At 61.8% G+C, this 20,397-nt stretch carries 20 protein-coding genes; 9 read left to right on the forward strand and 11 right to left on the reverse strand.

Annotation, left to right across the window (positions count from 1 at the left end; all coding sequences use genetic code 11):
• The first annotated feature begins 27 nt into the window (after positions 1 to 27).
• Positions 28 to 801, forward strand: coding sequence for an enoyl-CoA hydratase (locus INS93_RS14535; protein ID WP_192983182.1), 774 nt, complete (start codon positions 28 to 30; stop codon positions 799 to 801).
• A gap of 1 nt (position 802) precedes the next feature.
• On the opposite strand, the gene INS93_RS14540 is transcribed toward INS93_RS14535, so the two are convergent.
• The gene (locus tag INS93_RS14540) at positions 803 to 1,711 is read right to left on the reverse strand and encodes a LysR family transcriptional regulator (protein WP_192983185.1); all 909 of its coding nucleotides are present in this window, start codon (positions 1,709 to 1,711) and stop codon (positions 803 to 805) included.
• 190 nt (positions 1,712 to 1,901) lie between these two features.
• On the opposite strand from INS93_RS14540, the gene ycaC reads away from it, so the two are divergent.
• Positions 1,902 to 2,516, forward strand: a complete 615-nt coding sequence (ycaC, locus tag INS93_RS14545) for an isochorismate family cysteine hydrolase YcaC (protein WP_021490228.1) — start codon at positions 1,902 to 1,904, stop codon at positions 2,514 to 2,516.
• Between the two features lie 61 nt (positions 2,517 to 2,577).
• Here ycaC and pyk read toward each other — a convergent pair whose 3' ends face one another.
• Both pyk and INS93_RS14555 read right to left on the reverse strand, forming a co-directional pair.
• Positions 2,578 to 4,029, reverse strand: a complete 1,452-nt coding sequence (gene pyk / locus INS93_RS14550; protein WP_192983187.1) for a pyruvate kinase — start codon at positions 4,027 to 4,029, stop codon at positions 2,578 to 2,580.
• Positions 4,030 to 4,100: 71 nt separating this feature from the next.
• Positions 4,101 to 5,009 carry a universal stress protein gene (locus tag INS93_RS14555; protein WP_192983190.1) on the reverse strand — a complete coding sequence of 303 codons (909 nt, stop codon included), beginning with the start codon at positions 5,007 to 5,009 and terminating at the stop codon, positions 4,101 to 4,103.
• Between the two features lie 255 nt (positions 5,010 to 5,264).
• On the opposite strand from INS93_RS14555, the gene INS93_RS14560 reads away from it, so the two are divergent.
• The 3 genes from INS93_RS14560 to INS93_RS14570 all read left to right on the forward strand — a co-directional run bounded on the left by INS93_RS14560 (position 5,265) and on the right by INS93_RS14570 (position 6,564).
• On the forward strand, positions 5,265 to 5,651 hold the full coding sequence (locus tag INS93_RS14560) for a tetratricopeptide repeat protein (RefSeq protein WP_192983193.1): 387 nt from the start codon (positions 5,265 to 5,267) through the stop codon (positions 5,649 to 5,651).
• 74 nt (positions 5,652 to 5,725) lie between these two features.
• A complete protein-coding gene (locus tag INS93_RS14565; RefSeq protein ID WP_192983200.1) occupies positions 5,726 to 6,148 on the forward strand; it encodes a DUF4124 domain-containing protein in 423 nt (140 codons plus the stop codon).
• Between the two features lie 59 nt (positions 6,149 to 6,207).
• On the forward strand, positions 6,208 to 6,564 hold the full coding sequence (locus INS93_RS14570) for a PilZ domain-containing protein (protein WP_160019692.1): 357 nt from the start codon (positions 6,208 to 6,210) through the stop codon (positions 6,562 to 6,564).
• 44 nt (positions 6,565 to 6,608) lie between these two features.
• Here INS93_RS14570 and INS93_RS14575 read toward each other — a convergent pair whose 3' ends face one another.
• The gene (locus INS93_RS14575) at positions 6,609 to 7,412 is read right to left on the reverse strand and encodes a SirB1 family protein (RefSeq protein ID WP_192983203.1); all 804 of its coding nucleotides are present in this window, start codon (positions 7,410 to 7,412) and stop codon (positions 6,609 to 6,611) included.
• Between the two features lie 100 nt (positions 7,413 to 7,512).
• Here INS93_RS14575 and INS93_RS14580 point away from each other — a divergent pair, with 100 nt between their 5' ends.
• Positions 7,513 to 8,535, forward strand: coding sequence for a Glu/Leu/Phe/Val dehydrogenase (locus tag INS93_RS14580; protein WP_192983206.1), 1,023 nt, complete (start codon positions 7,513 to 7,515; stop codon positions 8,533 to 8,535).
• A 3-nt stretch (positions 8,536 to 8,538) separates the two neighbouring features.
• On the opposite strand, the gene INS93_RS14585 is transcribed toward INS93_RS14580, so the two are convergent.
• The 4 genes from INS93_RS14585 to INS93_RS14600 all read right to left on the reverse strand — a co-directional run bounded on the left by INS93_RS14585 (position 8,539) and on the right by INS93_RS14600 (position 13,445).
• Positions 8,539 to 9,414 carry a DMT family transporter gene (locus INS93_RS14585; RefSeq protein WP_192983208.1) on the reverse strand — a complete coding sequence of 292 codons (876 nt, stop codon included), beginning with the start codon at positions 9,412 to 9,414 and terminating at the stop codon, positions 8,539 to 8,541.
• Between the two features lie 532 nt (positions 9,415 to 9,946).
• The gene (locus tag INS93_RS14590) at positions 9,947 to 10,876 is read right to left on the reverse strand and encodes a DUF1177 domain-containing protein (protein ID WP_192983210.1); all 930 of its coding nucleotides are present in this window, start codon (positions 10,874 to 10,876) and stop codon (positions 9,947 to 9,949) included.
• A gap of 63 nt (positions 10,877 to 10,939) precedes the next feature.
• Entirely contained in the window at positions 10,940 to 12,508 is a 1,569-nt protein-coding gene (locus INS93_RS14595; protein ID WP_226945535.1) for an OPT/YSL family transporter, read from the reverse strand.
• Positions 12,509 to 12,650: 142 nt separating this feature from the next.
• Complete coding sequence (locus INS93_RS14600; protein WP_192983212.1) at positions 12,651 to 13,445, reverse strand: IclR family transcriptional regulator; 795 nt, start codon at positions 13,443 to 13,445, stop codon at positions 12,651 to 12,653.
• 287 nt (positions 13,446 to 13,732) lie between these two features.
• Between INS93_RS14600 and INS93_RS14605 the strand changes: the two genes are divergently transcribed.
• The gene (locus tag INS93_RS14605) at positions 13,733 to 13,975 is read left to right on the forward strand and encodes a hypothetical protein (protein ID WP_192983214.1); all 243 of its coding nucleotides are present in this window, start codon (positions 13,733 to 13,735) and stop codon (positions 13,973 to 13,975) included.
• 58 nt (positions 13,976 to 14,033) lie between these two features.
• On the opposite strand, the gene INS93_RS14610 is transcribed toward INS93_RS14605, so the two are convergent.
• Complete coding sequence (locus INS93_RS14610) at positions 14,034 to 14,297, reverse strand: YebG family protein (RefSeq protein ID WP_192983216.1); 264 nt, start codon at positions 14,295 to 14,297, stop codon at positions 14,034 to 14,036.
• Between the two features lie 377 nt (positions 14,298 to 14,674).
• Between INS93_RS14610 and INS93_RS14615 the strand changes: the two genes are divergently transcribed.
• Both INS93_RS14615 and INS93_RS14620 read left to right on the forward strand, forming a co-directional pair.
• The gene (locus INS93_RS14615; RefSeq protein WP_192983224.1) at positions 14,675 to 15,820 is read left to right on the forward strand and encodes a sensor domain-containing diguanylate cyclase; all 1,146 of its coding nucleotides are present in this window, start codon (positions 14,675 to 14,677) and stop codon (positions 15,818 to 15,820) included.
• A 124-nt stretch (positions 15,821 to 15,944) separates the two neighbouring features.
• On the forward strand, positions 15,945 to 16,439 hold the full coding sequence (locus INS93_RS14620; protein WP_072425777.1) for a phosphate-starvation-inducible protein PsiE: 495 nt from the start codon (positions 15,945 to 15,947) through the stop codon (positions 16,437 to 16,439).
• 93 nt (positions 16,440 to 16,532) lie between these two features.
• Here the strand turns inward: INS93_RS14620 and INS93_RS14625 are convergent, their stop codons facing one another.
• A complete protein-coding gene (locus INS93_RS14625; RefSeq protein ID WP_192983226.1) occupies positions 16,533 to 19,163 on the reverse strand; it encodes a DEAD/DEAH box helicase in 2,631 nt (876 codons plus the stop codon).
• Between the two features lie 145 nt (positions 19,164 to 19,308).
• Positions 19,309 to 20,181 (reverse strand): helix-turn-helix domain-containing protein, encoded by an 873-nt coding sequence (locus INS93_RS14630; RefSeq protein ID WP_192983228.1) that lies wholly within the window; start codon positions 20,179 to 20,181, stop codon positions 19,309 to 19,311.
• Positions 20,182 to 20,397 lie beyond the last annotated feature (216 nt).

Consider the following 20,397-nt stretch of genomic DNA (forward strand, 5'->3'; position numbering starts at 1 on the left):
GCGCACCCTACGGTTCTGGAGCATTTCATGAGCGAACACCTGCATATCGAACGCGACGGCGGTCTGTTGACCCTGCGCATGCACCGCCCGGACAAGAAGAATGCCCTGACCCGTGCCATGTACGCTGGTATGGCCGAAATGCTGGACGAGGCCGAGCGCGACCCCAGCGTGCGCGTGGTGCTGCTCACCGGAAGCGAGGCGTGCTTCACCAGTGGCAACGATGTCGCCGACTTCATCCAGGCGCCGCCCAACGGACTGAACAGCGAAGTGTTCCAGTTCATGCGCGCCCTGTTCGAGTTCAGCAAGCCGGTGGTCGCCGCCGTGGCCGGCCCGGCGGTGGGTATCGGTACCACCTTGTTGCTGCATTGCGACCTGGTCTACGTCAGCCGTGATGCGCAGTTGAAAATGCCCTTCGTCAATCTTGGTTTGTGCCCCGAATATGGCTCCAGCCTGATTCTGCCGCGTCTGCTGGGCCACGCACGCGCCGCCGAGCTGCTGTTGCTTGGCCAGGCCTTCACGGGCGAGCAGGCCGCTACCTGGGGGATCGCCAACCAGGCGCTGGAGGATGGCGCGACGACGCTGAACAAGGCGCGCGAGATGGCACAGCGTTTTCTCGAGCTGGCGCCATCAGCGGTCGCCGACAGTAAACGTCTGATGCGCGCGCCGGATCGCGAGCAGCTGCGCAAGGTGATCGAGGAGGAGGGTGCTCTGTTCGGCCAGCGCCTGCGTTCGCCGGAGGCCGTCGAGGCGTTGACGGCCTTCATGCAGCGCAGAAAGCCGGATTTCTCTCGGTTTTCCTGATCTATTCCCACGGCGGCTCGAGCAGGCGCTGCTGGAGAAACTCGCAAAGCGCCACGACCTTGCGTGAAGCCCGCCGGGAGCGCGGGTACATGGCATAGATCGAGTAAGGCTTGGGCCGCGCCTGAGGCAGGATCTCGACCAGCGAACCGTCTTTCAGATGCCGGTGGACCAGGAAGCTTGGCAGCAACGCCAGACCCTGGCCGGCCAGCACCATTTCGCGCATGACTTCGCCGTTGTTGCTGGAAAAACGTCCGCGTGGTGCCACGTTCGCCAGTTCGCCTTGCTCATCGTCGTTTTCGAAGGACCAGAATTGCCGTGAAGCAACGTTGCTGTAGCCGATGCAGTCGTGCTCACGCAGCGCTTCGACATGTTCCGGCGTGCCTTGCCTTTGTAGATACTCCGGGCTGGCGCAGAGTATCCGGGCGCTGCTGGCGAGCCTGCGGGCGATCAGCGCGCTATCGCCGATGCGTGAGATCCGTACGCAGAGGTCATAGCCTTCGCGCTCGAAATCGCTGATGCGATCTTCGAGGTATAAGCTGACTTCCAGCTGTGGATGCAGACGCATGAATTCGGCGATCAGCGGCGCCAGCCAGAGCGTGCCGAAACTCATCGGCGCCAGCATGTTCAGGCGCCCGCAGAGACCACTGTCATTGAAGGCTGCCGCCTCGGCGGCTTCGCTCAGCTCCAGCAGTGCCTGCTTGGCCTGCTGGTAGAAAGCCAGGCCGGTGTCGGTCGGTGTGACCTTGCGCGTCGAGCGGTGCAGCAGTTTGCTACCGAGACGTTGTTCCAGATCGCTCAGACGCTTGCTGATCACCGACTTGGATAGCGCCAGGTCCTCCGCTGCCCGGCTTACGCCACCCAGTTCCACCACCCGCAGATAGGTTTCGATTTCCTGCAGATCAAGCTTCATGTGCGGGCTTCTCCCCCGATTCGATTGGATGAGGGTAATGCCTTCGTCGAGGATTTTTGTTCGGTTTTTTCGAAAAGCTATTTTCCCTCTGCGCGGTCGATTGCCAGCGGCCCCTGCCACTAGGCTGAGCGTCCTTCGAGATCGTAATGGTCTCGAGGTTCAGCCTCATCACCCGTACAGGAGTTTTCCCATGGCTTTCACTTACAAGCGTTTGGACAAGGACGATGCCGTCGTATTGTTGATCGATCACCAGGCGGGTTTGCTCTCGCTGGTGCGCGACTATTCGCCCGACGAGTTCAAGAACAACGTCATGGCACTGGCCGATATCGCCAAGTTCTTCAAGCTGCCGACCATTCTTACCACCAGCTTCGAAACGGGCCCCAATGGTCCCATCGTGCCGGAGCTCAAGGCCATGTTTCCGGATGCGCCCTACATCGCTCGCCCGGGGCAGATCAATGCCTGGGATAACGAGGATTTCGTCAACGCGATCAAGGCCACAGGGCGCAAGCAGCTGATCATCGCGGGTGTGGTCACCGACGTTTGCGTGGCATTTCCCACGCTCTCCGCACTGGAGGCCGGTTATGACGTCTTCGTGGTGACGGACGCTTCCGGCACCTTCAACACCGCAGTGCGCGATGCCGCCTTGGCACGCATGGCCCATGCCGGCGCCCAACTGGTCAACTGGTTCAGCGTCGGTGGTGAGCTGCACCGCGACTGGCGAAATGACGTCGAAGGGTTCGGCGGTATCCTCGGCGGCCACTTGCCGGCTTACGCCAACCTGATCCAGAGCTACAACCAGAAATGAAGCGAGACCGCTGAAACGCAAAAGGCCGCTCGATGAGCGGCCTTTTGCATTCACGGGGGGATCACACCATCGGATCGCCGACGTGGAGGATCTTCATGGTGTTGGTGCCGCCGGTGCCGTGGTAGCTGTCGCCCTTGGTCAGGATGACCCAGTCGCCCGGCTCGACCACGCCGCGCTTGAGCAGCTCGTCCACCGCCGCCTGGCTGACCTTGTTGGCTGGCAGCGAGGCCGGGTCGAACGGCACGGTGTAGACGCCACGGAACAGTGCCACGCGAGCCTGGGCTTCGCGGTGCGGGGTGAAGGCGAAGATCGGGATCGACGAGCGGATGCGCGACATGATCAGCGGGCTGTAGCCACTCTCGGTGAGGCTGATGATGGCCTTGACGCCCGGGAAGTGGTTGGCGGTGTACATGGTTGCCAGGGCCACGCTCTCGTCGCAACGCTGGAACTGGCGACCGATGCGGTGGCTGGATTTCTGGCTGGTCGGGTGTTTCTCGGCACCCAGGCACACGCGAGCCATGGCCTGCACGGCTTCGACCGGGTATTCGCCGGCGGCGCTTTCGGCCGACAGCATCACCGCGTCGGTATAGTCCAGCGCGGCGTTGGCCACGTCGGAGACTTCGGCGCGGGTCGGCATCGGGCTGTGGATCATCGACTCCATCATCTGCGTGGCGGTGATCACGGCTTTGTTCAGGCGACGGGCGTGAGCGATGATCTTCTTCTGGATACCGACGAGCTCGGCGTCACCGATTTCCACGGCCAGGTCGCCACGAGCGACCATCACTGCGTCACTGGCGCGGATCAGACCGTCCAGCGTTTCATCATCGGCCACGGCTTCGGCGCGTTCGATCTTGGCCACCAGCCAGGCAGTACCGCCGGCTTCGGTGAGCAGGCGACGGGCGTAATCCATGTCGGCGGCATCGCGCGGGAAGGACACGGCCAGATAGTCCAGGTCCATCTCGGCGGCGACCTTGATATCGACCTTGTCTTTCTCGGTCAGAGCAGGAGCGGTGAGGCCACCGCCACGGCGGTTGATGCCCTTGTTGTCCGACAGCGGGCCGCCGATCAGTACGCGGCAGTGCAGCTCGTCGGCACCCTTGAGTTCGACGCGCATGACCACGCGGCCGTCGTCGAGCAGCAGTTCATCACCGACATCGCAGTCCTGGATCAGCGCCGGGTAGTCGATGCCGACCACGTCCTGGGTGCCGGCCGTGCGCGAGTGGCTGGAGGAGAGGCGGAACAGGTCGCCATCCTTGAGCTCGATGCGCTTGTTCTCGAACTTGGCGATGCGGATCTTCGGGCCTTGCAGGTCGCCGAGCAGCGCGACATGACGACCGTGTTTGGCGGCCAGCTCGCGAACCAGAGCGGCGCGCGCCTTGTGGTCGTCCGGCGTGCCATGGGAGAAGTTCAGACGGGCCACGTCGAGACCGGAGAGGATCAGTTGCTCCAGCACTTCCGGTGAGCTGCTGGCCGGGCCCAGGGTGGCGACGATTTTGGTGCGGCGAAAGGTCATGCACGAACTCCCTAGTGAACTATGTCCGGGAGGCTACTACGGCGCCGGGCTGTAGTCATTGTTCCTGTGCACTACCCTTTGCCGTGCGGTTTTATCACCAACAGATCGCACTCGACACGTTCCAGCACCCGTTCTGCGGTGTGGCCGATCAGCAGGCTGTCCAGATGGCCGCGGGCGATGGCGCCCATCACCAGCAAGCCGATATTGTGCTCACGCACGAAACGCGGGATGACTTCCTCGGCAAAACCGTCCAGCAGATGGGCCTGTGCTCTATCGATGGCGTGCTGGGCGATCAGCTTGTCGAAGGCTTCGCGGTGCTCTCGGCTGCACTGGGTCACGTAGTCTTCATATTCCTGCGCTACCTCGGCATCGAACAGCAGCGAACGCGGCAGCGGCGCCTGCGCGTGCAGGTATTGGGCCTGTAAGCCGAGCTCGGCCTGCAGGGTCTGGCTGGTATCAATCAACTGATGATCGAGGGCGGCGGGTTTGTCGGCACTGTGCAGTGGGTCGAGCGCGACGCACTGGCTCTGGCCACGGGGTTCGGCGTCGTGCACCAGCCACAGTGGCACCGGGCAGCGGCGAATCAGCTGCCAACTGGTGTCACTGAACAAGAGGCGGCGCAGCGCACTGCTGGGGTGCGTCGATTTGAACAGGATGTCCGGTTGCAGCACCGCGACGCGGGCAAGGATCTCTTCGTGGCGGCGTTTGCCCCAGCGTACGTCCACTTCGATCCTGAATCCTTCATCGCTCAGGTGAGCGACGCTGGCGCGCAAGGCCTCGTGGTTTTGTCGCAGGATGGTTTCACGGGCGCGGTTGAGCAGATGACTGCCCAGCAGGCCGCTCTCCAGGCTTGGGTGGTATTCGACCTGCAGCAGGTGCAATTCGGCGCCGGTCTTGCGTGCCACATCGACGGCACGTTGCAGGGCAGGTTGTTGCTGGTGTTCGGCGTCGATGACGACCAGCAGCCGTTGAACGTTCATGGCAGGGTCCTCGCCTGGAGTGTATGGCTGCATTACAGGCGCTATTGCGGCGTGTGGCATTGATGTGGGTCAGCGCATGCGACGATCTGGTGCTGGTTCCAGAGGCTTAGCCGTCTGGCCGTCGGTGCTGGTAAAGAGGAAAGACACGCTCGCTGGCTGAAACGCGCCAGGGCGCTGCCGGAGAACCATAGTCGGCTTGCCGCTGTTCAGTTTTTGCCTGGGCTGTCGATACACTGCTCATTGGAGGAATTGCCCATGCGTACCCTGATCATTCTGGCCGTGGCCCTGGTTGCCACGGGTTGCACCCGTGTCTCGCTCGACCATCATCTGAACAACGCTTATCGCGCCTACCACGAAGGCGATTGCGCCCGTGTCGCGCTGGAGCTGTCGCAGGCCGAGCGCAAGAGCCGCTCGCGCAATTATCTGCAGCCGGAGATTTCCCTGTTGCGCGGTCAATGCCTGGAGCGCGAGAGCCTGTTCGTCGATGCCGCGCAGACCTACCAGTTCATCATCACGCGCTATCCGGCCAGTGAGTATGCCTACCGTGCCCGCGCGCGTCTGCAGACGCTGGAGCAGTTGGGGCATCACAGCCCGGCGGCGGCGGCGGCGGCGGCGGCCAAGGTCAGTCCGGCTACCCTCTGAGCCTTCGGTCGTCCTGCGTTCCTCGACGACGTGGTGCGGTATAAGCTGGCCTATGTCGCTCATGGAGGATGAACATGCGCCACTTGTTGTTGATCGTTGCACTGTTGCCCACGCTGGCCACAGCGGAAATCTATCGCTGGACGGACGAGCAGGGGCGGGTGCATTTCGGCCAAAGACCCGTTGCCGGGGCTGAAACCGTGCAGGTGAAGCCGCAGGTGGTCGAGCGTGACGAGCACACGCGTGAGCGCGAGGCGCGCAGCCAGCGTTTCTATGATGCCCGGCGCGAGGAGCAGCAACAGGCGGCGGCAGCCGCGACCGCGCAACGCGAAGAGCGCGCCAACGAATGCCGCGATCTGCGCCGGCGCCTGGCGCAGATTGCCGAAGGCTTCAGCTATTACCGCACCGACGCCAGCGGTGAACGCATCTACTACAGTGATGAAGAAACAGACGCCGCTCGTCGCCAGTTGCGTGAGCGGATAGCCCAACGCTGTTCTTGAGGGTGGTTAAGTGGCCGTAGTAAGGCCATACTCAAGCTCCTTTGTAGCGATTTGCCACTATGCGTAGCCAGCGCCGAATCGAACGCCATCAGTTGCCCTACTACCTGAAGGTGTTCAATCGCATCACCGACAAACCGATGGGCTCCATCGGCAATGTCTCCCTCGACGGTCTGATGCTGATCAGTCAGTTGCCGATGCTGGTGGGTGCACGCTTCGACATGCGCCTGAAGATTCCAGGCCAGCATGGCATGCATTTCATCGACTTCTCCGCCAATTGCCAGTGGTGCCGTGAAGATGTCACGCCCGGCATCTACGACTCCGGGTTCGCCCTGGTGGCACCGCCTGCCGACTACGTCGAGATGATCGACGCGCTGCGTTACTACTTCAGTTTCCACGGTCTGGCGGCGTCTGCCTGATATTTCGCTCGTGCGAGTCGCCTGAGGCCGCAGTCTCTGCCGCTTCAATGCACTGCGGGCGTACGCGCCAGGTCGCGCAAGCGCTGGCTCAACTGCAGGCGCAGACCTTCTTCCTCACAGAACAGCAGCGCGTGTTCCAGGTCATAGCGCTCACCCTGGGGGCAATCCAGTCGTCGATAGACGTCCGCGCGAGCCAGGTGATCGACCAGGTTCGGCGGGCCGAGCTGCAGGACTCGCTCGGCATCCTTGAGTGCTGCCTCGGGCGCATCGTGCTGCACGTGCAGCAGGCGCAGATTGCGAGACAGGCGTCGTAGCATGTCGGCGGCATTGGCTGTCTGCAGGTGCACAGCGCTGAGTTCGACATCCGGGCCCACCTGGCGATAGAGCTGATCACGGCAGTCGCGGGTGTACAGGCGGCGCCCGCCGCAGGGGTCGAGCAGGTGATCTGCGCCAGGTACACGGAGCATGAAATGACCCGGGAAATTCACGCCCTGCAGTGGGATATCCAGGCGGCGCGCCACTTCCAGCGCGATCAATGCCAGGGGCAGCGGCTGGCCGCGTCGGCGGCGTAGCACTTCATGCAGCAGGGCATGGTATGGACGTGTCACGCCTTCGTCGTCTTCCTGGAAATCGAGCTCGGCAAGTCGGCGCAGCAACGGCTGGGCCAGTTCGCGAGCGGGCAGGGCGGGTAGCCCAGCGCTGACCTGCAGTAACAGGCTGTGCAGGTCGCTCAGTATCTGCACAGGCTGGAGCTGATCATCGTGTTCGGCGGCGATCCACAGCGCCGCCTCGAACAGGGCGGGTGGATCGCGTTGTAGGCACTGCAGGCAGGCTTGGCGTGGGTTCATCGCATTCTCCGCTGGATTGTGCTTTTGTAGCCCCTGGCAAGGTCGTCGTCCAGTGTGGCTCTCCTATACTGAGGCCTGAAGTCCGACCGGGAGCTCGCCCATGTTCAGCATGATGGAAGCCGCCCGCCTCGAGGCCCTGCACCTGGCCGAGGATCCGGCCAGCGGTCTCAAGGCCGTTATCGCCATTCACAACACCCGCTTCGGGCCAGCACTCGGCGGCTGTCGTTACCTGCCCTATGCCGATGAACAAAGCGCCATTGGCGATGCCATTCGTCTGGCTCAGGGCATGAGCTACAAGGCGGCGCTGGCGGGTATCGACCACGGTGGAGGCAAGGCGGTGATCATCCGTCCGCCGCATCTGCCGAGCCGGGCTGCGCTGTTCGAAGCCTTCGGGCGTTTTATCGAAACCCTCAATGGACGTTACATCACCGCCATCGACAGCGGCACCTCCAGTGCCGACATGGACTGCATCGCCCAGTACACCCGTCACGCAACCAGCACGACCAGCGAGGGTGATCCCTCACCGCACACAGCATTGGGTGTATTCGCGGGCATTCGCGCCACGGCCCAGGCGCGTCTTGGCAGCGACGATCTGGAAGGGCTGCGGGTCGCCGTTCAGGGCCTGGGCAATGTCGGCTTCGCCCTGGCCGAAGCGCTGCATGCCGCTGGCGTCGAACTGCTGGTCAGCGACCTCGATGCCGGGCGTGTGCAACTGGCCGTCGAACAGCTAGGGGCGCACCCGATAGCCAGCGATGCGCTGCTCACCACGCCCTGTGACATCCTTGCGCCCTGCGGCCTGGGTGGTGTGCTGAATGCGCAGACGGTCGCCCATCTACGTTGCGCAGCGGTGGCAGGGGCTGCCAACAATCAGCTGGCCAGCCCCGAAGTGGCCGACCAGCTGGAAGCTCGCGGGATTCTCTACGCACCGGATTACGTGCTCAATGCCGGAGGGCTGATCTATGTGGCGCTGCGTCATCGCGGTGAGGAGCTGTCGGCGATCACCGCACATCTGGCACAGATCAGCCGGCGTCTGACTGAGGTCTACGCCCATGCTCAGGCTGAAAAACGTTCCCCGGCGCGAGTCGCCGACTATCTGGCGGAGAGCCTGCTCTATCGCACCTAGCTGCTATCCGAGCCTTTCCAGACGAGGGGCGAAGCGAAAGACCAAGGCCAGACCGAGTAGGATCGCGACCATCCCGACCAGAGCGCTGGCCGAAAGGCGGTTCCCCAGCAGCACGTAATCAAGGACAGCCGTAGTCACCGGCACCAGATAGAACAGGCTGGTGACATTGACCAGATTGCCGGTCTGGATCAGCCGATACAACAGCAGCTGTGCGCCCACCGAAATCACCAGTCCCATCCACAGCAGCGGCACGATCAAGCCGACTTCAAATCGCACTTGCCACTCCTGACTGGGCAACACTATCAGGCTGACCCACAGACAGAGGCCATACTGCAGCGGCAGGGCACGCATGGGCGTCTGTCGCAGGTTCTTCTGGACGATGGTGCCGCAGGTGATGCTGAACAAGGCACCAAGAGCCAGCGCCACGCCGGACAGTGATATCGCGCTGCCCAGTAAGCCGTCCGCGACGATTATCACCAGTCCGGCCATGGCCAGCAGCAAACCGAGCATACGCAGCAGCGATGCGCGCCGCTCAAGCAGCAGGAGGGTCAGGATGGGTTGTACGCCGAGTACCGTCGCCAGTACACCGGGGGTGACGCCTTTGGCCAGCGCCAGCATGTAGCAGATGCTGTAGCCGCCGATCATCAGCAGGCCGGCCTTGGCGGTTGGCCAGCGCAAGTCAGGTTCGGGTAGCCGGACCCCGGAAAAACATGCGATCAGCACCAGCGCTGCAAAGGCGAGAGCAAAACGCAGGACCAGAAAGGCAAAGGGTGAGGCATGGTCCAGGCCCAGGCGAGCGAAGATCGCACCACCGGACCAGAGCAATACGAACAGAGCGGTCGCGCCATAGGTGCGCAGAGAGGTTGAATCGAAACACATGATGGAACACCTGTCGAAAATCCGCATGAGCTCCGCACGCGCGCAAAGACACGTCTCGGCAAGGCCGATGAAACGGAGCGAGGAAGGGCGGGGTTAGCCCGCTTGGACGGAGGCCGGCGGTGGTGGAGTGCCGGCGTGACAGGCTGGTGGTGGCGCGCAGCCATCGGCAGCAGCGCGGCAGGCGGCGCTGGCGAAATCGTGTAGGCAATGCGCGGAGATGGTCATGCAAGCAGGTTCTACTATGTTGCACAAGCCCGAAGGCTAGCCTGCCACGCCAGCCTGGTCAATCGTTGACAGCTTCCTTGGCCATGGCCGCTCAACCAATATCTGCTGGCCGCCGCCGGCGTGAGCATCGAGATAGACCCCGCTTGCAACGGATCATCGGATGTCCTCCATGGCCTGCGGCAATGCCGCACCTGGCGCGGCTTGCGGGGCATTTGCCTGTGCGGCGGGGGGCGAGCAGGTGAGCTGCGCCAGGTACACCTAGCAGTGAATGACCAGGCTCAGCGGCTCAGGCTTCAGGCTTCAGGCTTCAGGCTCTTTTTTGCAGATTAGCCAGACTGCCATACAGCGCCAGCAGGCGCTGGTACTCATCCTCGTCGTGAAAGCGGCAGGTGCCGTGCCCGAATTCCTTGGCCACTTCCACGACGAATTTCACCGCCAGAGCAATATCCACCTCATGGCTGGCGCCTGTGGCACAGCCGGGCACCAGCGACTCGCTGCACAGGGCGACACCCACTACGGGCACGGCGGTGACCGTCGAGGGTTGCAGGATGCTATTGAGGTGGTACACGCCGTTGCCGTAAGGCGTGATGTCCTGAGTGGTGACCGGAAAGGTTACCGGCGCCCGCCCACTGGTGACCTCCATGATGCGCAGCAGGTCCTCGGCGACGCGCAGGATGTAGCCCTGCTTCACGGTTGGTGAGAGCGCATACCCCTTGTGATTAAGGATTCGATTGCCCTTGGTGGCATCGATCGACAAAATCGCGTCAGCCTGAGCAACGGCTTCGTTATCGCCCATCGTCACATCGTCGATGGGCGCGTCCATGAAGTCCACAGGCGTGCGTTGCAGGGTCGGCGCGTCGGGACAGATATGCGTGATGATGGTCACATCGCCTGCCAGTACATCGCCTTTACCCTGCATTTCGGTCAATTTCAGCGCGCTGGCCAGCGCCGCGATGGCGCCGTCGGCGTCGGAAACCAGGCCCAGTCGGGTCGGGCGTGCGCCAATGCCGCCCAGGCGGCCGATAATGCCCAGTGTCGGTGCTTGGCCGCCGGCTTCCTTGCCGTTGCTACCGATCACGTCGATGCGCACGAAATCCGTCGTGCCCCGCGCGCCATCTACTTGCCAGGTTCTTGCTCTGACCCGTGGATAATGCTCGAACAGTTCGATCACTTGCTGACCACTGATGAAGGCATCGTCGAGCAGCTCGAAGATCTGCAGCGTCTGTCGCAAACTCATGGCTTATTCCTCGCGAGTGTAATGACAGGTTTTTCGTAAAGCCCAGCCAGCGCCGAGCTGGCGTCACTTGCGTGCGCTGGAGAGCATCGAACTGAAGAAGCTGTACAGCGCGTCGCCTGCAATGAAGCCGGCCGCGACGATATCCATCTGGTCCTGACCCTTCTCGCCCCAACGGCGCAGTATCAACAGGCGCAGGGCGATGCCCAGGAGAACCGCCCAACCAGCTGCGGCGCTGTTGATCAGCAAGCCGGTGGCGAGCAACACGCCGAGCTGGCGTTTCGGGCCACCGAAGAACTGCACGATGGCGCCAGGAATGGCCCAGGTTAGTAGGGCGATGGCAATGCCTGGCTGCAAGCCTGCCTCGATGGTTTTGGCGAATACCCGCGCAACCGGTGGAATCAGCGCCTGCTGGAAATAGCTGGCATGAGACAGATAGACCACGATGATGGCGATGACGAAGGCCAGCATGGCGGCGATCAACTGGGTGCGTCGTCCCAGCAGTTCCTGCGGCATGTCCTCGCCGTATCCGCGCAAAATGAAACCCGTTTTCAGATCGAAGCCCATATCGGCGAACGCCGGTCCGGTGGCGGCGGTAAAGCCGGTGAGTACGCACAGGGCCAGAGGGGGAAAACCGAGCAGAATGCCGATGATCAGTGTGATGAGTGCCACCGCGAAGGCCGGAAACCAGCCCGAGTGCATGGCGGCAATGCCCACGATCAGTTCGTGTGCGAATGCGGCAAAGGCCGTGTACAGCACAAATGCCGTGAGCATGATCAGCGACATCTCAGTGTACAGACCTGTCGCCAGTGCGAGCAGCGCGGCAATCAGGATGTAACCCAGTGCACCCAGACCCAGCGCCACGCGCACGTCACTATCAGGCTGGCCGTGTGTCGCGGTTGCGCCTGAGGTTTTTCGGCAGATGATCAGCACCACCTGAACCAGCGCTACCAGACCAGCTCCTACCATCACGCCATGCGGAATGTAATGAGCGTTAAGGTCGACTCCGGCCAGCGGCAGGCTGTAGGCCTGTATCAGCAGCCCCGCACCGAACATCGTCAGTGCCCAGATATTGCCGATGAAGGCGGTACCGAAGGCCGCCATCGGTATTTTCAGGATGGAGCCGAAAACGCCAAGGGCCACGCCAATAAGCAGCAGGCGTGCCTGCATGCCGCCGCGATCACCGGCCTTGATGGCTTCGGCAGCGGCGATACCGGGTGGCCAGGTGCCGGTGGCAGGAAAGATCTTGGTATCGAAGAGCCGATACAGCAGGTAGGCATCGAGCAGCATCGCGACGGCCACGCCGCAGAACATCGGCATGATCAAATGCGGCAGGCCCATCACGTAGGGCAGGGCAATGGGCGCCAGCAGGCTGTTGGCTGCACCGAAGGTGGCCGAGGAAATGACCGTTTGCGCCAGGTTCTGCGTCTCCAGTACCCGAAAGCGTCGAAACGCCTGCCAGGGCAGGCGAGCCAGCAGCATCGCCACCAACGCACCGATGATCGAGGTCATCGGCGTTACCCCCAATGTAGTGATCAACTGTATGCCGATGATTGTGCCGACCACGGACAGCACCACCATGACGAACAGTACGCCGATATCGCTCAATAAATGGTTGTGGTGCGCAGGCTTCATAACTGTTCCCTGACGTATTCGGCTGTTATTCCGAAGGGCTGCAAATTGTTTTTATGAGTTTCGCTATAAGGAACTTGCGTGGCGCAATTACTGGTGAAGATTTAAATGGTGGGTTGGACTTCTGTACGTTGTGCGCAAGTGTTTACATTGCTGATGCTGGCAGTTGCCTGATGGGCTCCCAGTAACTGTCGCCCAGTGTTTCACCGAGTGTTCGTGATACAGCAATCAAGGCTGCGAGCACTTCAGGTGCGCAGGGTTGACCCTCGCTCAGCGAGGGGTATGACAGGCACAGTCCCACCGTTTCGCTGCGGTGCTTGTTGCAGACTGTCGTCGCCAGCGAGCTGATGCCAGGCAAGATTTCATTGCGTGCCAGTGACCAGCCGCGCGAGCGGATTCGCGCGAGTTCCTTCAGCAAGGCATCGAGTGTTTGTGGGGAGCCAGGCGACTGCACGCGGTAGCCTTCTGCATAGTGGCTGCGCACCTGTTCATCGCTCTCACGCGCAAGCAGGGCGCGGCCTACGGAGGTTTCGGCAGCAGGCGACAGGGCCCCAACCGGCGTCACGACATGCATGAAGTGCTTGCCCGGCAGCGCACGCATCACCCGACCTTCGCACCCTTCCAGTACGGCGATATACCCCGTGCAAATGCTCAGGTGATCAAGTCGCCTCATGGCCATCGCGGTACTTTCGACCAGCGGTGTCGATAGGTAGAAGCCGGCCACTTTCAGCAGCAGACTGCCGATATGGTAGTGGCGAGTATGCGGGTCGCGTTTCAGCCAGTGCTGGCTTTCCAGGGTTTTCAGTAAACGCGATGCGGTACTTTTAGGGAGTTCCAGTTGTGCGACTACATCGCTGAAGCTAATGCCCGGCTGGCTGAAGTTTGTTTGTCGTTGCGCAAATAGTGACAATATTGCAGCAGCGTTTTCCAATGTGCTCATACCACTCCTTGTTCCGTTATATGGAACTCTATGTGTGGCCGATTTTGGAAAAATTAAAACTCACGCTAATAATCGTCAAGTTATTTATTGGTCATTATTGGAGCGATTGTAATTGTGGGTGATATCTATTTGGTGGCATTTGAATTTTCCCGCGCGTGGCCATTTTAGACCGCACGCGCGTTGCGATTACCGTGAATAGCGGTGTCGCGCCGGCGTTGGCGCCTGCGGCAATGCCGCACTTGGCGCTGCGTACGGGCTCGATTAGCGTGGTGGAAGGAGGATTCACCATGGACTATTTCATTATCGTCGTCACCACCGCTGCCGGCCTGTACTTTCACTGGTGGCTATTTCGCCGCATTCGCCAATGGAGTGACCGCGATCTGGCGCTTTCATTTGCCGAGGGCGATGAGCGCAAGCGTCAATACATGCTGGAGCAACTGGCCCGTGCGCAGCGTGAGGGCATCAAGCGACGGGAGTTGCCGGTCTGGCTGGAGCAGGCTGCAGCGCACTATCCAATCAATAACGGATGATACGCCTGGCGCTTAAAGGGCAGGCCCTGTGTGGGGGACACGGGGCCTGTGCATTCGGTCACTCGCCGGTTGCGTCGACCTCGAGTTCGTCGAGGGCATCGGGCTGGCTCTTGAACGCTTTGGCAAACACGTCGCGATTCTTGGCCATGAAGATACCCAGTTCCTCGCCCTGTTCCTCGCTCAAGGACGGCACGGCCTTGTGCAGCACCTCGCTCAGGCGCTCGGCCAGCTCCAGCATCTTGTCGTAACGATCGGCTTCGGCCTTATCCATGAACAAGCGCTCCGGATCGCGACTGCTGCGGTACACCACTTCGACGGCCATTCATCACCTCATCTGCCTTCATGCGTGTCGGTCAGTAATTAACTGGTTGTTTGTACAGTGGTGGCGAGAATAAAGGACTCGCTTCTTTTTTGCCAGCATTGGGCTTGATGGGCAGCTTAGATGACTCGATTTGCGCCTGCATTCATCGGGCGGCGGCGTTTGGGTGTAGGTATCGCCAACGGCAGGATCAGGTACGTTTGTACAATTATTGTATATGTTGAGTCAGCATCGGATTCTTTATCAAACGTTTTCCGGGGCGGCGCTTGTGTAGCTGTTTAGTGGGCATCTATAGTCACTTCGGGCGTATGTGCTTCGCCTTTGCAGTGCCCAATCATGAGGTGTTCACCTTGAACTCAGTCGGTCGTGTAAAGCGCAAGTTGCTCGCGCTGGTGGCACTGTTTTACCTGAGCCTGATGCTACTCATTGGGGCTATCTGGGGAAGTCAGGCCAGCCTCTCCAGTGGTCGTGATGTACAAGATCTGTATCGATCCCTTTACCGGCTGTCTTCGTTGCTTTCTATCCTGCAGGACGCCGAGATCGGTCAGCGCGGCTATTTGCTGACAGGCAACGAGCAGTACCTCGCGCCCTACGAACGAGCCATCGGGCAACTGGATGAGCAACTGTTGCTACTTGTCGAAACCCCAATGCTCAGGGCTTACAAGCCTGATATTGATGCGATTGCCGGACTCAGCCAGCTCAAGCGCAACGAGCTGGCACAGACCATCGTCGTGCGTAGGGAGCAGGGGCAGAACGCTGCACAGCGTATTCTGGCCGAGGACGTCGGTAAGCTCTACATGGATGAAATGCGTGTACGCATCGGCAATATCGTACGAGGCGTCACGGCGTCCCTTGAAGAACAGAAGGCGGATCTTGAATGGCGCTCGAATCTGGCTCTATGGGGTGGCGGCGGTGGTGCGTTGATGATGCTCGGGTTGCTCTCGCTGCTGTTTATCGATTTGCGTCGTGACCTCAGTGAGCGCGCCGAGTTGCTCGAGCGCCTGGCCTTCGAGTCGAAGCATGACAGTCTCACCCAGGTGCCGAATCGACGAGCCTTCAACGAAATGCTGGATCAGGCATTGGCGCTCGCCAGGCGGGGAGAGCGTCAGGTGGCGCTACTTTATCTCGATCTCGATGGCTTCAAGCCGATTAACGATCAGTATGGCCATGCTGGCGGAGACGCGATACTCAAGGCGGTGGTTGCACGTTGGCAGGGTTTGATGCGTGAAGGAGAAGTGCTGGCACGACTCGGCGGGGATGAGTTCGCTGTCATCGCGGCAGGTGATGCTGGCGCTGTCGAGCGCCTGGCTCAGCGTCTGATCGAGGCGCTTGATGTGCCGCTGCTGGAGCAATTTCCCGATGTGCGGGTCGGCGTCAGTGTGGGGCTGGCACGCTATGCCGAACATGGCGAAGATCGCCGCCGGCTTATCGCTGCGGCCGATGCGGCCATGTATCTCGCCAAGGAAGCGGGCAAGCACCGCTTCGCCTGGCCTGAATCACGTCAGCCGGTGCTCGCTGTCGTCTGAACGGCCTGTGTCTTTCCGTCACATCGCCGCATCATCCTCAAGCTGGTGTTTTTCCTGCATGCTCGTCGGCATGCATCCATGTCGGATGCATGGGCGTCATGTTTGTTTGGGGAGAAGTGAAACGATGAATTGGGCGGAACGTCTGCGTACGGGCATGCATGGCCTGGCGGAATCCTTGGGTAATCTGCTGATGGAGGCCTTCCATTACCTGGCGCTGTTCGCCATCGGGGCGATCACGGCCTGGGCGGGGGTGATGACCTTCATCGGTATGCTCGAGAAGGGGCACATCACGGTCGATGACATTCTGTTGCTGTTCATCTACCTGGAATTGGCGGCGATGGTCGGTATCTATTTCAAGACCAACCACATGCCGATTCGCTTCATGATCTACGTGGCGATCACTGCGCTGACCCGTTTGCTGATTTCCGACATTTCCCACACGCACAAGCCGAGTTGGGGCGTGGTGATGGTGTCGGGGGCGATCCTGTTGCTGGCCCTGGCGATTCTGGTGGTGCGCTACGCTTCGTCGCGCTTTCCGGCCGTGGCTGGCCCACATCCGCGCAGCAAGGCGCGCAACCGCGAGGATGCCGAGTCCGAGCGCGACGATGCGTCTGACTGAGGCGTAGGGTGGATCGGGGCGCGTAGTCGACGCTGTTTTCATCCACCCGTGCGTGATGGTGGATCGATCAAGCGTGATCCACCCTACGAGGCGTCAGTCGAGCGGTGCGAATAGCGCCGCCAGATCTTCCTCATCCAGTCGCCACTGACCCTGGCTGCCACCGTCTAGCACGCCTTTGGCCAGGTTGGCCTTGGCCTGCTGCAGTTGCTGGATTTTCTCTTCGACGCTGCCACGGGCGATCAGCTTGTAGACGAACACCGGCTTGTCCTGGCCGATGCGGTAGGCGCGGTCGCTGGCCTGGGCTTCGGCGGCCGGGTTCCACCAGGGATCGAAGTGGATCACGGTGTCGGCGGCGGTCAGGTTGAGGCCGCTGCCACCAGCCTTGAGGCTGATCAGAAAAACCGGAAACTCCCCCGCCTGGAAGCGTTGTACCGGCGTGCGTCGGTCCTGGGTGCTGCCGGTCAATTTGGCGTAGGCAATCTTGCGTGTCTGCAGTTCTGCTTCGATCAGCGCCAGCATCGAGGTGAACTGGGAAAACAGCAGTACGCGGCGGCCTTCGTCGACCAGCTCCACGAGCATGTCCAGCAGGGCGCTGAGTTTGCCCGAGTCGGCGGCCGTCAGTTCGCTGCCGGCCTCGCCGAGCAAGCGCAGGTCGCAGCAGCTCTGGCGCAGGCGCAGCAGGGCTTCGAGGATGACGATATGGCTGCGGGCCAGGCCCTGGCGCGCGATTTCGTCGCGCACCTTCTGGTCCATGGCCAGGCGCAAGGTCTCGTAGCGGTCGCGCTGCAGCTGGGTCATCTCGACCCATTGGGTGATCTCGGTCTTTGGCGGCAGTTCGCTGGCTACCTGTTCCTTGGTGCGGCGCAGCAGGAAGGGACGGATGCGCCCATTCAGATGGTTCAGGCGCTGGGCATCGCCACGTTTCTCGATGGGCGTGCGGTAGTCACGGGTGAAGGCCTTGGCGTCGCCGAGCCAGCCGGGCATGAGGAAGTGGAATAGTGACCAGAGTTCGCCCAGGTGGTTTTCCAGCGGCGTGCCGGTCAGGCACAGGCGCAGGTCGGCCTGCACCTGAGCCGCTGCGGTGGCCGCCTTGCTGCGCGGGTTCTTGATGTTCTGCGCTTCGTCGAGGATCAGCAGACGGTAACGCTGCTGGTTCAGCGCCTTGAGGTCGCGTGGCAGCAGGGCGTAGGTGGTGAGGATCAGATCGTGTTCGGCGATCTCCTCGAACAGCGCCTTGCGCTTGTTGCCATGCAGGGCCAGTACGCGCAACTGTGGGGTGAAGCGCGCCGCCTCGTCCTGCCAGTTGGGAATCAGGCTGGTGGGCATGACGATCAGTGCTGGATTCTTCAGGCGCCCGGCCTGTTTCTCGCACAGGATGTGCGCCAGGGTCTGCAGGGTCTTGCCCAGGCCCATGTCGTCAGCCAGCACACCACCGACGCGCAGTTCGGCCAGGGTCTGCATCCAGTTCAGGCCCTGCACCTGATAGGTGCGCAGTTCGGCCTGCAAATCTTCGGGTGGCGCAATTTCACGTACCGCCAGGTTCTGCAGGCGCTGGGCGAAACCACGTAATTCATCGCCGCCTTGCCAGCTGAGTTCGGGCCCCTGGGCCAATTCGGCCAGGCGTGCGGCGTCGGCGCGGCCCAGGCGCAGCGGCAGATGATCGTCGCCCGGGTCGCGGAAATACAGCTCGCCGAGCGTGGCCAGCAGCGGTTTCAGGCGGGCGAAGGGCAGGGCGATGCGTTTGCCACCCTGCGGCAGGCTGACCAGCAGGCGATCCTCGTCGGCGCGCTGGGCCAGCGCCTCGGGCGCCAGCAGCCAGGGCGTGCGGCGAATGGCCTGAAGCAGGATCGGCAGCAGGCTCAGGCGCTGGCCTTCGACTTCGATGCCCAGTTCCAGATCGAACCAGTTCTGCTGCGGATCTTCCTCGACCTCGGCGTACCAGTCGTCGACCTCGGCGAGGTTGTACTGGAAGTCCGGGCGCATGTGGATCTGCCAGCCCTCGGCACGCAGTTGCGGCAGTTGCTGCTGGACGAAGTCCAGCCAGTCGCGCTCGCGCTCCAGCTCGAACGGCTCGCCGGCATCACTCGGCAGCGCCTCGCTCTGGCGCAGGGCGACCTGCAGGCCGAGGCCTTCCAGGCGTTTGCGCAGGCTGGCTTCGGCGCCGCTGTCGCGGATCAGGCGCAGGTTGGTTTGCTCGTCCAGGCGCTTGACCAGATCCTTGGCCGGCTTGCCGAAAACCTTGTGTCCGGCGTAGTCGAAAGCCAGCGCTGCGCGGTGCTGGGTTTGTTCATGCATGCGTCCCTTGCGTGCGTCGAAGTGCACGCGCACCTGGCTGCCAAGGCTGAGGACGGCGGAGGGGGCGACGCCCTCGAGGCGCGTTTCCGCCAGTTCCTTGTTCACCACGATGATGTCCGACAGATCGCTACCGGCACGTTGCTGGTCTTCCAGTGTGAGCAGGGCGGCGACCACGTGCTTGCAGTTGAAACCGACCGGGCAATTGCAGTGGCCGGTCACGCTCCACTTGCGCCCGTAGGGGTGCAGGGTGATGCGCTGCTGATAGGTCTGCCCACCGGAGCCTCGGCAATTGGCAAGCAGGCTGTGGTCCTTGAGGCTGAGCAGTTTGCTGCGCTTTTCTTCGGCGTAGGCAATGCCGCGGCGCAGGTCGCCTGCGCCGAACTCGGAACGCCAGTCTTCCTGGCGTAACTGGTGGATATCCAGAGGCATCAACGAAGCCCCATGGGGAACAGTGGTGGGCGCATGACTGGGCCGTGGCAATGCAAAGCCGCAGATTTTCGCATAGCCGCGCAGGGATTAGCAGGCGTTGCCAGCAGATTGCCGACAGTAGGGCGGGTGGGGCCCGTCAGCGCAGTTACTGGAATGCCGCGCGGTACTGCCCCGGTGTGGCACCCAGTGCCTGGCGAAAACGGTTGCTGAAATGGCTGGCGCTGGCGAAGCCGCAGGCCAACGCCACTTCGCTCAGAGCAGGGGCTGGCTGACGTAGCATCTGGCAGGCACGCGCCAGGCGCCGGGCCAGCACGTAGCGATGGGGTGGCAGGCCGAAGCTGCTCTGGAACATGCGCGCGAAGTGGTATTCCGAAAGGGCGCAAAGCGCCGCCAGTTGGCTCAGCGGCAGCGGCGTCTCCAGATGCTGCTCGATGAACTCGCGTACACGCCGGCGTTGCAACGGTGCCAGGCCACCCTTGAGGCGCAGACTCTGGCGCAGGCCAACCTGGTTGAGCAGTGCATGGTCGAGCAACTGGTGCGCCAGGCTGCTGGCCAGCAGGCGTTCGCCCGGCTCCTGCCAGTCGAGGGTGCACAGCTGGCGAAAGCGAGCGGACTGTTCGGCGTCCTCGAGAAAGGTCGCTTCTTCCAGTTGCAGGCTGCGCGGTTCGCGATCGAGCAGGGCGACCGCACCAAGAGCGAACTGCTCCTGCTCTATATAAAGATGGGCAAGCTGAATTTCACCGTTGATGATCCAGGCCGACTGATGCTCGGCCGGCAGGATGCACAGTTTGTCCGGGGCGCCCTTGTTGCCGGGCTGCTCGCGGCGAAAGGTGCCAGTGCCGCCACTGAGGTAGCACGACAGCGTGTGGTGGCTGGGGGCCAGGTAGTCACGCGCATCATGGGCGTTGCTCCAGCGTGCCACGCTTATGCCGTTGCCCAGTTCGGCCATGGCGTGCAGCCGCGCATTGGGCGAGCGGCTCATGCTCTGGAATACCTGCAGATGTTCGAATTGCGCCATCATTTTCTCCCGAATGCGGCCATGCTACGCCTGCCGACATGCAAAACCAGTGTCGACGAAAAAAATGCGCAAGTTTGTGAAAGTCTGGGGTCGTAATTGCTGGAACGCCTTTGAATGGTGCTTGAGTTTTTTTGCGCCAACCCGCGGCGCGGCACGAGGACTCGGAGTATCGTGGCGGCCATTCAAACAATGATTCGCATCCCGGATGCCGCTCTC

The sequence above is a fragment of the Pseudomonas sp. EggHat1 genome (assembly GCF_014892995.1).
Taxonomy (GTDB): Bacteria; Pseudomonadota; Gammaproteobacteria; order Pseudomonadales; family Pseudomonadaceae; genus Aquipseudomonas; species Aquipseudomonas chaetocerotis.

Bases quoted from the DNA above. Each gene is read 5' to 3' on its own strand.
- INS93_RS14535 (WP_192983182.1), top strand. From the start codon at position 28: ATGAGCGAACACCTGCATATCGAACGCGACGGCGGTCTGTTGACCCTG.
- INS93_RS14540 (WP_192983185.1), bottom strand. From the start codon at position 1,711: ATGAAGCTTGATCTGCAGGAAATCGAAACCTATCTGCGGGTGGTGGAA.
- ycaC (WP_021490228.1), top strand. From the start codon at position 1,902: ATGGCTTTCACTTACAAGCGTTTGGACAAGGACGATGCCGTCGTATTG.
- pyk (WP_192983187.1), bottom strand. From the start codon at position 4,029: ATGACCTTTCGCCGCACCAAAATCGTCGCCACCCTGGGCCCGGCCAGC.
- INS93_RS14555 (WP_192983190.1), bottom strand. From the start codon at position 5,009: ATGAACGTTCAACGGCTGCTGGTCGTCATCGACGCCGAACACCAGCAA.
- INS93_RS14560 (WP_192983193.1), top strand. From the start codon at position 5,265: ATGCGTACCCTGATCATTCTGGCCGTGGCCCTGGTTGCCACGGGTTGC.
- INS93_RS14565 (WP_192983200.1), top strand. From the start codon at position 5,726: ATGCGCCACTTGTTGTTGATCGTTGCACTGTTGCCCACGCTGGCCACA.
- INS93_RS14570 (WP_160019692.1), top strand. From the start codon at position 6,208: ATGCGTAGCCAGCGCCGAATCGAACGCCATCAGTTGCCCTACTACCTG.
- INS93_RS14575 (WP_192983203.1), bottom strand. From the start codon at position 7,412: ATGAACCCACGCCAAGCCTGCCTGCAGTGCCTACAACGCGATCCACCC.
- INS93_RS14580 (WP_192983206.1), top strand. From the start codon at position 7,513: ATGTTCAGCATGATGGAAGCCGCCCGCCTCGAGGCCCTGCACCTGGCC.
- INS93_RS14585 (WP_192983208.1), bottom strand. From the start codon at position 9,414: ATGTGTTTCGATTCAACCTCTCTGCGCACCTATGGCGCGACCGCTCTG.
- INS93_RS14590 (WP_192983210.1), bottom strand. From the start codon at position 10,876: ATGAGTTTGCGACAGACGCTGCAGATCTTCGAGCTGCTCGACGATGCC.
- INS93_RS14595 (WP_226945535.1), bottom strand. From the start codon at position 12,508: ATGAAGCCTGCGCACCACAACCATTTATTGAGCGATATCGGCGTACTG.
- INS93_RS14600 (WP_192983212.1), bottom strand. From the start codon at position 13,445: ATGAGCACATTGGAAAACGCTGCTGCAATATTGTCACTATTTGCGCAA.
- INS93_RS14605 (WP_192983214.1), top strand. From the start codon at position 13,733: ATGGACTATTTCATTATCGTCGTCACCACCGCTGCCGGCCTGTACTTT.
- INS93_RS14610 (WP_192983216.1), bottom strand. From the start codon at position 14,297: ATGGCCGTCGAAGTGGTGTACCGCAGCAGTCGCGATCCGGAGCGCTTG.
- INS93_RS14620 (WP_072425777.1), top strand. From the start codon at position 15,945: ATGAATTGGGCGGAACGTCTGCGTACGGGCATGCATGGCCTGGCGGAA.
- INS93_RS14625 (WP_192983226.1), bottom strand. From the start codon at position 19,163: ATGCCTCTGGATATCCACCAGTTACGCCAGGAAGACTGGCGTTCCGAG.
- INS93_RS14630 (WP_192983228.1), bottom strand. From the start codon at position 20,181: ATGGCGCAATTCGAACATCTGCAGGTATTCCAGAGCATGAGCCGCTCG.